Genomic DNA, 12,146 nt, shown 5'->3' on the forward strand with positions numbered 1-12,146 from the left:
GACTCGTGTGTCCCCACGAGTTGCTGGGCCCCTGTACCCGGAAAAGCATGGGGAGGTGAGCTATCTGCGCATGCCGCACCTTCACGGTGACCTGTTGTGCTTCGTGGCCGAGGACGACCTCTGGCTGACCTCGCTGGACGCCCCGGGTCGCGCCTGGCGGCTCACCGTCGACCGCACCAAGGTCGGCCATCCGCGTTTCTCGCCGGACGGCCGCCAGGTCTCCTACACGAGTTGGCGCAGCCTGGTGCCCGAGATCCACCTGGCCGACGTGGACGGCGGGCCGGGACGGCAGCTGACGTACTGGGGCAGCGCCGACACCCAGGTGTGCGGCTGGACCCCGGAGGGCGACATTCTCGCGGTGGCCTCCCAGGGGCAGCCGTTCTCCTATTTCACGTGGGCCTACAAGGTGTTCCCCGACGGCGACCCGGGCCGCAAGCTGCCCTGGGGGCCGGTCTCGGACATACAGGTCGCCGACATCGAGGGCGAGCGGAAGACCCTGCTGCTCACCGGCACCCCGCCGCACGAACCGGCCGCCTGGAAACGCTACCGGGGCGGCGCCATGGGGCGGCTCTGGCTGCACGGGCAGCGGCTGCTCGCCGACATCGGCGGCCATCTGCACTCCCCGATGTTCGTCGCCGGCCGGATCGCCTTCCTCTCCGACCACGAGGGCGTCGGCAACCTCTACTCCTGCGCCTACGACGGCTCCGACCTGCGCCGGCACACCGACCACGACGCCTTCTACGCCCGGCACGCCGCCAGCGACGGCACCCGGGTGGTGTACCAGTGCGCGGGTGACCTGTGGCTCGTCGACAACCTCGGTCCGGACTCGACGCCGCGCAGGCTGGACGTGCGGCTGTCCGGGGCACGCGCCGGGCGCCGCCCCTACCAGGTGCCGGCCGCGCAGCACGTCGACGGCGTCTCCGCCGACGAGACCGGACGGGCCAGCGCCGTCGTCGTACGCGGCAGCCTGTACTGGCTCACCCACCGCGACGGCCCGGCCCGCACCATCGCCGACACACCGGGGGTACGGGTACGGCTCCCGGAGATGCTCGGCTCCACCGGGCAGATCGCCTACGTCACGGACGCCGGCGGTGAGGACGCGATCGAGATCGCCCACCTGCCCCGGGCGAGCGGCGACCGCCCACCGCGCCGGCTGGCCTCAGGGAAGCTGGGCCGGGTCCTTGAACTGGTGTCCGACCCGCTGGGCGAGCGGCTGGCGGTGGCGGCGCACGACGGGCGGCTGCTGCTCATCGACGTGACCGAGGGCGTTGAGGACGTCGAGGGATCTGTTGATTCCATTGACGCCGTTGACGCTGTGGATGTGGTGGATGTTGATTCCGCCGATTCCGTCGACCCTGCCTTTTCTGCTGATTCTGTTGATTCTGTGGACGGTGTTGATCATGTTGATGCCGCTGCCCCCGTCGACATTGATTCCGTTGACGGCGAGGGCTCCGACGGCGTGGTCACCGAGTTGATCCGGTCGATCAACGGTCCGGTCCGCGATCTGGCCTTCTCACCGGACGGGTCATGGTTGACCTGGTCGCATCCAGGGATCGGCCGTTCGCTGCGGCAGATCAAGCTGGCCCGCATCAGCGACCGGCTCGTCATCGACGTCACCAACGGCCGCTTCGAGGACGAGAACCCGGTCTTCACCCGCGACGGCCGCTATCTCGCGTTCCTGTCCTGGCGCGGCTTCGACCCGGTGTACGACGTGCACACCGGCGACCTGTCCTTCCCGCTCGGCTGCCGCCCGTACCTGGTCCCGCTCTCCTCGGCGACTCCCTCCCCCTTCGCCCTCAGCCCCGACGGGCGCCCGGCGGCGGGCGGTCTGGACCCCGTCGAGGACGAGGAGCCCGGCGAGGGCGGCGCGGTCACGGTCGAGGTGGAGGGGCTGGAGAGCCGGGTGACCCCGTTCCCGGTCACCGCCTCGAAGTACTCGGCGCTGTACCCGGTCGCGGGCGGCGGTCTGGTCTGGCTGCGCTGGCCGATCTCGGGCGCGCTCGGCGAGACCTTTGTCAACCCCGCGGACACCAGCGGCCGACCAACCCTGGAGTACTTCAACATCAGCAAGGCGAAGAAGTCCGAACTCGTCGACCATCTGGACTGGTTCACCGTCAGCGGCGACGGCAGCCGCCTCGTCGTGGTCGACGAGGGCGAACTGCGGGCCGTGCCGTCGACCGAGTCCGGCGACGCCGACACGACCGTCTGGATCGATCTACGCCGCATCCTGCACCAGGTCGATCCGCCCGCCGAGTGGCGCCAGGCTTACGCCGAGGCCGGCCGTCTCATCCGCGACTACTTCTGGGACCCCGGGATGTGCGGCATCGACTGGGACGGGGTGCTCGACCAGTACCGTCCGCTGGTCGAACGGGTCGCCTCTCCCGACGAGTTCGCCGACCTCCTGCGCGAGGTCCTCGGCGAACTGGGCACCTCGCACGCCTATGTCACCCCAGCCCGCCGCAACGAGGGCCCACCGCACTACCAGCGCTTCCAGGGCCTGCTCGGCACCGACTTCGTACGCCGGGACGGCGGCTGGACGGTCAAGCGGATCCTGCCCGGCGACTCCTCCGACTCCAAGGCGCGCTCCCCGCTCGCGGGCACGGGGATCCGGGAGGGCGCGGTGCTCACGCACGTGGACGGCAGGCCGGTGGATCCGGTGACCGGGCCGTATCCGCTGCTCGCGGGGGCGGGCGGTACGACGGTGGAGCTGACGTTCGTGCCGGGCGACGGCGAGCCGGGGGCGCCGCGCCGGGTCGCCGTCCTCCCGCTGATCAACGAGCGGCCGCTGCGTTACCAGGACTGGGTGGCCAAACGCCGTGCGGTGGTACGGGAGGTGAGCGGCGGCAGATGCGGCTATCTGCACATCCCGGACATGGGCGGTTCGGGCTGGGCCCAGTTCAACCGCGATCTGCGCATGGAGGTCTCTCGACCCGCGCTCATCGTCGACGTGCGCGGCAACGCGGGCGGCCACATCAGCGAACTCGTCGTCGAGAAACTCACCCGGACCATCCTGGGGTGGGACCTGACGAGGAACGCCCAGCCGGTGTCGTACGCCTCCAACGCCCCGCGCGGCCCGATCGTCGCGCTCACCGACGAGGCCACCTCCTCCGACGGCGACATGATCACGGCCGCGATCAAGCTGCTGAGGCTCGGCCCGGTCGTCGGGCAGCGCACCTGGGGTGGGGTCGTGGGCATGACCGGGCGGCACCGGCTGGGCGACGGCACGGTGATCACGGTGCCGATGAACGCGGCCTGGTTCGAGAAGTACGGCTGGTCCGTCGAGAACCACGGCGTCGCCCCCGACGTGGAGGCCCTGCGCACCCCCCTGGACTGGGCGGAGGGCCGCCACGTCGAGATGGACGACGCCATCCAACTGGCCCTGGACCTCCTGACCGACCACCCGGCGGCAGTCCCCCCGGACCACAGCGGGGTCCCCGACAGGTCCCGCCCCAAACTGCCCCCACGACCGACAGCTCCCTGAGACACCGGTGCGCATCCCAACACCGCGCCCCGCCCCGTAGGCGCCCGAAAACGCAGGGCACCAAAACGCAGGGCACCCCTCCAAAAGGAAGGGCGCCCCACACAATTCGGCCAAGCCAGTGCGACGACTACGCGTCGTAGTCCTGGCTGAACCGGTCCTGCATCTCCTGCTCGGTGTCGTCCGTGTTCTGGCGACCACGGTCACGCGTCTGCTGGCCGCGCTCACGCATCTGCTGGCCACGCTCCTGCGCCTGCTGGCCACGCTGCTTGGCCTGCTCCTGGCCCTCGTGCATCTTCTGCTTGGCCTGCTCCTGGCCTTCGTGCATCTTCTGCTTGGCCTGCTCCTGGCCTTCGTGCATCTTCTGCTTGGCCTGAGCCTGCGTCTTGCCGGCCTTGTCCTTCATACCCATGTGGGTTCACTCCCGTGGAGGGTGAGGGGATTGGCCCATCGGTGGGGCCTCGACCAGACTCACACGGGGCGCTACAGCCCGCATTTCGATCAGTGACGCTGCGTAGCGCGCGCCTCCTCATCAGCTGCCCCACCTGCGCCGACGAGTCCGGTGCGCATGCCCTGCAAGCGGGGCGCGAACCGCTTCATCTCGCGTTGCCCGACCGTCCCGATCAGCGTCGGCAGGTACCCGCGCACGCCCTGCATCCCACGCAGCCACCACTGCCCGTACACATGCGCCGAGCGCCGCTCGATCCCGGCCACGATCCGGTCCACCGCCGGGCCCAGCGGATACGTCTTGTTCGACGGCCACGGCAGCCGCTGCCGCAGCTCCCGCATCACCTCGTCCTGGTCGGCGCCACGCACCATGTCGGTGTCCGTCCAGGACAGGTACCCGACCCCGACGCGCACCCCCTGGTGGCCGACCTCGGCGCGCAGACTGTGCGCGTACGCCTCCACGCCCGCCTTGGACGCGCAGTACGCCGTCATCATGGGCGCCGGCGTGATCGCGGCCAGCGACGCAATCTGCAGCAGATAGCCCCGGCTCTCCGTGAGCACCGGCAGGAACGCGCGTGCCGTCACCGCCGAGCCGATCAGGTTGACCTCGATCACCCGCCGCCAGGCCTCAGGATCCGACTCGGCGAACGGACCGCCGTTCGCCACCCCGGCGTTGGCCACCACGATGTCGGCCTTCCCGAACCGCTCCTTGACCTCCCGCGCCACCCGGCTCATCGCCTCGTGATCGGTGACGTCGGCGTACCAGTACGCACTGTCGGTGTGCAGCCGCCCGGAGACCTCCTTGAGCGCCTCCTCCTCCAGCCCGACCAGTGCGACCTTCGCCCCGCGCGCGGAGAGCTTGCGGGCGAGCAACTCGCCGACCCCGCGCGCCGCTCCGGTGACGACGGCGACCTGTCCTTCGAGACCGACCCTGCTCATGAGCCCTCCTTGATCCGCTCGGGCGCCTCGGCGCCGGCTCGGCCGGGGGTCTGCGTCACATACGCGGTGACCAGTTCCCGGATCTTTCCGTTGACCAGTTCCGGCGCCTCGACCGGAGTCATGTGGCCCATGCCGGGCAGCTCGGTGAGACCGAGGGAGTGCGGCAGCGCCGCGGCCAGCGCGCGGGCGTGCAGAGGGGGCGTGAGCCGGTCGGACGCGCCGCTGATGATCGCGGTGGGCGCGCGCAACTCCCTTACGCCGTCCTCGATGTCGAGCTGCGCGAGGACACGCGCCCAGGCGTGGCGCACGGCGCGCGGGCAGGCGTGCACGATTCGCGCGCACGCCTCCACCATGTGCGGGGCGGAACCGGCGCCCATGGTGGCGTACTTGAGGATGCGCCGGGCGACGGGCGTGACCGGTCCGAGCGGGAGGCGCGAGGCCAGGACGTGCGCCGTGAGCCAGGTGCGCACAGCTCCGGCGCGCAACGGTATGACGAGCGACTCCGCGACCAGCCGCGAACTGCCGGTGCTGCACAGCAGGACCGCGGCGGCGTGCTCACGGAAACGCGGTCGCGCGGAGGCCGCCATGACGCTCATGCCGCCCATGGAGTGCCCGACGATCACCGCCCGCTCCCCGCGGGCGAGCGTGTGCGAGAGCACCGCTTCGAGGTCGTCCGCCAGCGCCTGGGTGGTGCACGTGGGGCTCGCGGGACTGCGCCCGTGCCCTCTCTGGTCGTACGCGATGACCCGGTGGTCGGCGGCCAGCTCCCGTATCTGTGCCGCCCAGAAGGCGGTCGAGCAGGTCCAGCCGTGGGCGAGGACGACGGGAGGCGCCTTCTCGGGACCGTGCACCTCGACGTGCAGGCGCGCGCCGTCGGCGGAGACGGCGGTGAGTTCTCGCGCCGGTACGGGCGGGGCGTACGGCCCGGTGGTCACGTGGGTGAGCCGGCTCACGCGCCCACCTCCGCACCGGACCTGGCGCCGTGCGCGCCGCCCCCATCGCTTGTCAGGGGCGCGCGGATCACCTCGTACTCCGTGAGATCCACCCGCTGGGTCGCGCGCCGGAACTCCGTCGTCGTACCGGGCCAGATGGTGGTGTTGCGGCCGCTCGCGTCCAGGTACCAGCTGGTGCAGCCGCCGGTGTTCCACACGGTGCGCTTCATCCGCTCCTGGACCTTGTGGTTCCAGGCGGCCACGGCGGCCGGGCGCGCGTCGAGGGCTGCCCGTCCCCCGAGGACGTGGAGCTGGCGCAGGTAGTCGGCCATGTAGTTCAGCTGGGACTCGATCATGAGGATCATGGAGGAGTTCCCGAGGCCGGTGTTGGGCCCGATGATCGTCATCCAGTTGGGGAACCCGGCCGCCGACGCACCGCGCAGTGCCTCCATGCCGCCCTTCCAGGCCTCCGCGAGGGTCCGCCCGTCGGCGCCGACGACCCGCTCGGCGATGGGCATGTCGGTGACGTGGAAGCCGGTGCCGAAGATGATCGCGTCGACCTCGGCGCTGCTGCCGTCGGCGGCGACCACCGTCGATCCGCGGATCTCGCTGAGCCCGCTCGCCACCACGTCCACGTTGGGCTGGGCCAGCGCCGGATAGTAGGTGCTGGACAGCAGGATCCGCTTGCAGCCGATGCGGTAGTCCGGGGTGAGCCTGGCGCGCAGCGCGGGGTCCTTGATGGCGCGGGCCATGTTGCGCTTGGCGAGACTCTCGACCAGGCCGAGTTCGTCGGGGCGCTTGGTGAACGCCTGGACCTGGAGTTCCCGGATGCCCCACAGGAGTCCCCGCCGGGCCTGGGTGGTGAACGGCAGCGCCCGGTGCAGCCGGCGTTCGGCGGCGCTGATGGCGCGGTCCACGCGGGGCATCACCCACGGGGGTGTGCGCTGGAAGAGAGTGAGTTTCGCGACCTCGGGCTGGATGGCGGGCACGATCTGGATCGCCGAGGCGCCGGTGCCGACCATGGCGACCCGCTTGCCGCGCAGGTCGTAGTCGTGGTCCCAGCGGGCCGAGTGGAAGACCTCGCCGGGGAAGGAGTCCAGCCCGGGGATCTCGGGGATCTTCGGGTCGGACAGCGGCCCGGTGGCGGAGACGACGACGTCGGCGGAGAGCGAACCGGTGGCCGTCTCGATGTCCCAGCGCAGCTTCTCCGGATCCCAGGTCATCCGCTTGACCTCGGCGTCGAAGCGGAGGTGGGGCCGGAGCCCGAACACGTCGGCGACATGCTCCAGATAGGCGCGGATGTGCTCCTGCCCGGAGAAGGTGCGCGGCCAGTCGGGGTTGGGCGCGAAGGAGAAGGAGTACAGGTGGGACGGCACGTCGCAGGCGCACCCCGGGTAGCTGTTGTCCCGCCAGGTGCCGCCGACGCTGCCGGCCCGTTCCAGGACGACGAAGTCGGTGATCCCCTCCCGGCGCAACCGCACGGCCGCGCCCAGTCCGCCGAACCCGGACCCGATCACCGCCACCCGTACCTGCTCGTGCTGGGCCATCCGGAGCCTCCACGCATCGACCATGATTACGCCAGTGAACACTGGCGCAATGGGACTGTAGAGCAGCTCCGTACCGATGGGTAGGGGGCGCGCACACGAAAGTTACCGGCGGTACAACATAGGCTTCGCACGTGGCAGACGACGGTGGACGAAGCACCTCCGCAGACCGTGGCCGGCTCCCGGGCCAGGGCGGACCGCGCGAGTACCGCATGGAGGAACTGGCGGGCCTGGCCGGCATCACCGTGCGCACCCTGCGCTTCTACCGCGAACGCAAGCTGATCCCCCCGCCGCGCCGCGAGGGCCGTATCGCCTGGTACGACGACCATCACCTGGCCCGGCTGCGCACGATCTCGGCGCTCCTGGAGCGCGGCCACACCCTGAACGGCATCGCGGAGCTGGCGGAAGCCTTCGACCACGGCCGCGATGTGGCCGACCTGCTCGGCGTCGGCACCCCCAGCGAGGAGGAGCCGGTCCGCCTGACCCCCGAGGAACTCGCCGCCCGCTTCGAGGGCGAGGCCACCCCGGAGAACCTCGTCGCCGCGCTGGACCTCGGCTACCTCGGCACCGACGGCGACGACATCGTCCACATCAGCCGACGCCTGCTGGACGCCTCGGAGGCGCTGGTCCGCGAGGGCTTCCCGCTCGCGGAGGTCCTGGCGGCCGGCCGAAGCGTCCGCGAGCACGCCGACGCCCTCGCCGAGCTCTTCGCCGAGCTCGTCCTGCGCCACGGCCTCCAGGAGGACATGGAGCGCCTGCGCCCCCTGGCCCGGAGCGTGGTGGAGGCGGAGGTGTCACTGGCCCTGGACCGGCGGATGAACAGGATGGACAAGTGGGACCAGCCCGTCAGAGGTCGTACACGACAGTGACCGGCGCATGGTCCGACCAGCGCTCCCCGTGTGTGGCCGCGCGCTCCACGAACGCCTTGACCGCCTTGCCTCCGAGCCCGGGCGTGGCCATCTGGTAGTCAATGCGCCAGCCGGTGTCGTTATCGAAAGCCCGCCCCCGGTACGACCACCACGAGTACGGCCCCTCGACCTCCGGGTGCAGAGCGCGTACGACATCGACGTACCCGCCGTCGGCCGGGTCCAGGACGCTGCCGAGCCAGTCCCGTTCCTCCGGCAGGAAGCCGGAGTTCCTGGTGTTGCCGCGCCAGTTCTTCAGGTCGGCCCGCTGGTGGGCGATGTTCCAGTCGCCGCAGACGACGACCTCGCGCCCGTCGGCGGCGGCCCGCTCCCGCAGCTCCTTCAGATGGGCGCGGAACTCGCCCATGAACCGGTACTTCTCGTCCTGCCGCTCGGTGCCGACCTCCCCGGAGGGAAGGTAGAGGGAGGCGACGGTGACGCCGGGCAGGTCGGCCTCGACATAGCGCCCGCTCGCCTCGAACTCGTCGGAGCCGAAGCCGACGCGCACACCGTCCGGCTCGCGCCGGGTGTACAGGGAGACACCCGCGCGCCCCTTGGCGGCCGCGGGGGCGTGCACGACATGCCACCCGCCGGGTGCGCGCACCTCTTCCGGGAGCTGCTGCGGCTCCGCGCGCACCTCCTGCAGGCAGAGCACGTCCGCGGAGGTCTCCGCGAGCCACTCCACGAAGCCCTTCTTCGCGGCGGCCCGCAGCCCGTTCACATTCACCGAGGTCACAGTCAGCACCAGGGCACGATACCGGCACACTGGACGGAGTCCCGATGTCCACCGCGCTCTCGCCTGCACGAATATACGATGCCTCACATGAATATACGTCCCGTTGCCTTCGACCATCCCGACGCCGTCAAGCTCAACGACGAGGTCCAGGCCGAGTACCACCTGCGTTACGGCGACGGGGGCGACGCCACCGTCCTGGACGCGGCCGACTTCGCACCGCCGAACGGCGTCTACCTGATCGCGTACGACGAGTCCGACCGCCCCGTGGCCACCGGCGGCTGGCGCAGCCAGGACGAGAACGGCGAGGGCAACGAGGACGGCGACGCCGAACTCAAGCGCATGTTCGTCATCGAGGGGATGCGCGGCCGGGGCCTGGCCCGCCGTATGCTCGCGGCCCTGGAGGACGACGCCCGCGCGGCCGGCCGGCTCCGCATGGTCCTGGAGACGGGCACCAAGCAGCCGGAGGCCATCGCGCTGTACACCTCCAGCGGCTACGAGCCGTGCGTGAAGTTCGGCTACTACCGCCACTACGAGTCGAGCCGCTGCTACGCGAAGCCCCTGCGGGCGGACACGTAGTCCACGTCACACCCGGTCGCTCGGAGCGGGGCCGCCATCCGGCTCCCCCGCCGCGGCTGTCGAGCGCATGGATCCGTCCCGGACGGTGCTGCTCAAGTCGCCGAGCCGGACCTCGTTCCCGGCGCCGGGCATCGCGCGGATCGTGGTGCCGCCGCGCCGGCTCCAACTGCCGCAGCGCGCCCACCGGGTGACCGCCCAGCCCTCGCCCCCGGACCAACTCGCCTTTCGGCGCCCACCGCGTCGAAAGGCCCCGGAAACGACGGAGATCCCGGCGATCGTCATGATCGCCGGGATCTCATCGTGCAGTGGACCTGAGGGGATTTGAACCCCTGGCCCCCTCGATGCGAACGAGGTGCGCTACCGGACTGCGCCACAGGCCCTTGCAACGAGTGAAACTCTAGCATCCCCGTCGGGGTGCTTGGAAATCCGTTCCCTGACTGGTCAGGGCAGGGGTCACGCGAGGCGCGCCGCGCTCTCCTCGGGTCACTCGTTGGCCGCGCGCGGGCGGTCGCCGTCCTCGTACTGGTCGAACAGGGGCGTGCGGCCGCGCTCGCGGGCCCGGCGCGCGGAAGCCGCGCGGCGCGCGTCGGTCCGGCCGTCCGCCGACCTGTCGTCGGCGGCGGACTCCGGCGCCTCCGCCTCGGAATCCGCTGCGACCGGCTTGGTCTCCTGTTCCGGCGCGACGGAGCTGGACCGCGCCGAACTCCAGGCGTCGGGCGCCCCCAGGTCCACATCGGAGGTGGCGCGGGGCGCGACCGGCGCGGTCACGTACGTCGGCAGTGGCACCGGCACCGGGTCCCAGCTGTCCCCGTGCCCGGGCCGCCGCTGCCGCTCGCGCTGCTGGTCGACCCACTCGGCGTGGTCGGTCTGTTCGACGAGGGCGCGCCGGTCCGCGGCGAGCGCGGACAGGCCGGGGTCGGTCTCGGTGCCTGGTCCCCCGTCCGGTTCGTCGGCGACCGCGCCCGGGTCCAGGGGCGCGCGCCGCCGCGGCTGGCGCTCCCGCAACCGCTGGGCGGCGGCCTCGGCCTGACGCCGGTCCATGTGGTAGGCGAACCGCCGGCGTTCCTGGGCGCGCAGGTAGGCGATGTAGGCGCTCAGCATCACGGCGGGTACGCCCGGCGCCCACAGGAACGCCAGCCCCCCGACGGCGGCGACGATCGCGCCCAGTGTGAACGCGACGAAGAGCAGCACGGTGGTGCGCCGACGGCGCGCGAGTGCCTTCGTACGCCGGGCGCGCGCTGCGGCCGTCTGTGTCGAGGGTGCGCGCCGCGGAGCAGGAACTCGCTTACGCGCGGAGGCGGATGCCGGGGCGGGCGTGGTGCCCGTCTGACGGGCCGGTGCGGACGGGGACTTGGCCGCCGGTGCGACCGCGTGGTCGCGCGCCGGTTCCTGGCGCCCGGGCGCCTCCGGCTCCGCCTCTGCCCGAACCTGACGGCGGGTCGGAGGCATGGCGAAGGCCCGGACGTCCACCGAGTCGGTGACGGCGTCCGTATCACCGGCGCCCTGCTCCCCCTCAGAGGCGGAGCGCGCCCGCAGGTCCCTGGCGTACCGACGCTCCATCCCCGCCCGTCCGGACAGCAGCCGGATGGCGGTGCTGAAGCGTTCCGTCGGACGGGCCTCGTTCAGCTCGTCCTGCCTACGGAGCCACATCGGCACCAAGTAGGCGGCCCAGGCCCCGACAATGACTGCGTAGATGAGGCCGCTGCTGCTCACGCCTCACACGGTAGAGGGGTTTGCATGGGGCCATCTGCCAATTGCGCCGGTGTGTCGCACGATCTGGCTGATATTTCGAGCTTTTTTTGTGACCGATGCGATCAGCAGGCCGTCGAAGCCGCGAATTCAATGCCCCTAGACGGTCACCAGTCGATCATTTTCGAACACGTATTCCATTTTTCGGCTAGGCGGGATTCCCTGGAGTGTTCTGCGGATTCCAGGGCACCTGCGGAGTGCCGGTCGTGCCCGGTGTCTTCGGGGACCCGCTCCGGGAGCGTTCCCGCCGCCAGCGGCCGAGCAACCCCTCGGGCACCTCTTCCGCGGTGAGGGCGAAGACGAGGTGGTCGCGCCAGGCTCCGTCGATGTGGAGATAACGCGGCCGCAGCCCCTCCTCACGGAATCCGAGTTTCTCCACGACCCGGCGGCTGGGCCGGTTCTCGGGGCGAATGCAGACCTCGATGCGGTGCAGGCCAACCGTGCGGAAACAGTGGTCCACCACGAGCGCGACGGCCGTCGGCATCACCCCGTGGCCGGCCACCCCCTGGTCCACCCAGTAGCCGACGTGTCCCGAGCACATCGACCCCCAGGTGATCCCGGCGACGGTCAACTGCCCGACGAGGCGCCCCTGGTACTCGATGACGAAGGGCAGCATGCGGCCCGCGTTCGCCTCGGCGCGCAGATGCCGGACCATCTGCCGGTAGGTCGGGCGGTGCGCGATCGGGCCGCTGGGCGTGGGCGGCGGGATGGTCGCCTCCCAGGGGCGCAGCCAGTCGCGGTTGCGCCGGTTGACCTCGCGCCAGGCACGCTGGTCGCGCAGCCTTATGGGCCGGAGGACGACATCGCCGTCCCCCAGCACGACGGGCCAGGACGGACTGT

10 protein-coding genes and 1 tRNA gene are annotated in these 12,146 nt (G+C 71.3%); 3 read left to right on the plus strand and 8 right to left on the minus strand.

Annotation, left to right across the window (positions count from 1 at the left end):
* Positions 1-55: 55 nt before the first annotated feature.
* Complete coding sequence (locus ACZ7OO_RS19020; RefSeq protein ID WP_471505907.1) at positions 56-3,481, plus strand: S41 family peptidase; 3,426 nt, start codon at positions 56-58, stop codon at positions 3,479-3,481.
* 127 nt (positions 3,482-3,608) lie between these two features.
* Here the strand turns inward: ACZ7OO_RS19020 and ACZ7OO_RS19025 are convergent, their stop codons facing one another.
* The 4 genes from ACZ7OO_RS19025 to ACZ7OO_RS19040 all read right to left on the minus strand — a co-directional run bounded on the left by ACZ7OO_RS19025 (position 3,609) and on the right by ACZ7OO_RS19040 (position 7,343).
* Positions 3,609-3,890: a hypothetical protein gene (locus tag ACZ7OO_RS19025; protein WP_471505908.1), complete on the minus strand. Its 282-nt coding sequence runs from the start codon at positions 3,888-3,890 to the stop codon at positions 3,609-3,611.
* A gap of 89 nt (positions 3,891-3,979) precedes the next feature.
* The gene (locus tag ACZ7OO_RS19030; RefSeq protein ID WP_471505909.1) at positions 3,980-4,864 is read right to left on the minus strand and encodes an SDR family oxidoreductase; all 885 of its coding nucleotides are present in this window, start codon (positions 4,862-4,864) and stop codon (positions 3,980-3,982) included.
* Positions 4,861-5,817: an alpha/beta fold hydrolase gene (locus tag ACZ7OO_RS19035; RefSeq protein ID WP_471505910.1), complete on the minus strand. Its 957-nt coding sequence runs from the start codon at positions 5,815-5,817 to the stop codon at positions 4,861-4,863. The genes ACZ7OO_RS19030 and ACZ7OO_RS19035 overlap by 4 nt, the downstream gene beginning before the upstream one ends.
* On the minus strand, positions 5,814-7,343 hold the full coding sequence (locus tag ACZ7OO_RS19040; RefSeq protein ID WP_471505911.1) for a flavin-containing monooxygenase: 1,530 nt from the start codon (positions 7,341-7,343) through the stop codon (positions 5,814-5,816). The genes ACZ7OO_RS19035 and ACZ7OO_RS19040 overlap by 4 nt, the downstream gene beginning before the upstream one ends.
* 209 nt (positions 7,344-7,552) lie before the next feature.
* Here ACZ7OO_RS19040 and ACZ7OO_RS19045 point away from each other — a divergent pair, with 209 nt between their 5' ends.
* On the plus strand, positions 7,553-8,209 hold the full coding sequence (locus tag ACZ7OO_RS19045) for a MerR family transcriptional regulator (protein WP_471505969.1): 657 nt from the start codon (positions 7,553-7,555) through the stop codon (positions 8,207-8,209).
* On the opposite strand, the gene ACZ7OO_RS19050 is transcribed toward ACZ7OO_RS19045, so the two are convergent.
* Positions 8,187-8,990 carry an exodeoxyribonuclease III gene (locus tag ACZ7OO_RS19050; protein ID WP_471505912.1) on the minus strand — a complete coding sequence of 268 codons (804 nt, stop codon included), beginning with the start codon at positions 8,988-8,990 and terminating at the stop codon, positions 8,187-8,189. The two genes, ACZ7OO_RS19045 and ACZ7OO_RS19050, sit on opposite strands and share 23 nt — an antisense overlap.
* A 78-nt stretch (positions 8,991-9,068) precedes the next feature.
* Here ACZ7OO_RS19050 and ACZ7OO_RS19055 point away from each other — a divergent pair, with 78 nt between their 5' ends.
* Positions 9,069-9,557 (plus strand): GNAT family N-acetyltransferase, encoded by a 489-nt coding sequence (locus tag ACZ7OO_RS19055; RefSeq protein ID WP_471505913.1) that lies wholly within the window; start codon positions 9,069-9,071, stop codon positions 9,555-9,557.
* A gap of 306 nt (positions 9,558-9,863) precedes the next feature.
* On the opposite strand, the gene ACZ7OO_RS19060 is transcribed toward ACZ7OO_RS19055, so the two are convergent.
* The 3 genes from ACZ7OO_RS19060 to ACZ7OO_RS19070 all read right to left on the minus strand — a co-directional run bounded on the left by ACZ7OO_RS19060 (position 9,864) and on the right by ACZ7OO_RS19070 (position 12,126).
* Positions 9,864-9,937, minus strand: a tRNA-Ala gene (locus ACZ7OO_RS19060).
* Between the two features lie 103 nt (positions 9,938-10,040).
* Positions 10,041-11,270, minus strand: a complete 1,230-nt coding sequence (gene sepX, locus ACZ7OO_RS19065; RefSeq protein WP_471505914.1) for a divisome protein SepX/GlpR — start codon at positions 11,268-11,270, stop codon at positions 10,041-10,043.
* Positions 11,271-11,454: 184 nt separating this feature from the next.
* On the minus strand, positions 11,455-12,126 hold the full coding sequence (locus tag ACZ7OO_RS19070) for a GNAT family N-acetyltransferase (RefSeq protein ID WP_471505915.1): 672 nt from the start codon (positions 12,124-12,126) through the stop codon (positions 11,455-11,457).
* Positions 12,127-12,146 lie beyond the last annotated feature (20 nt).

It is taken from the genome of Streptomyces sp. NPDC111744 (genome assembly GCF_055634995.1).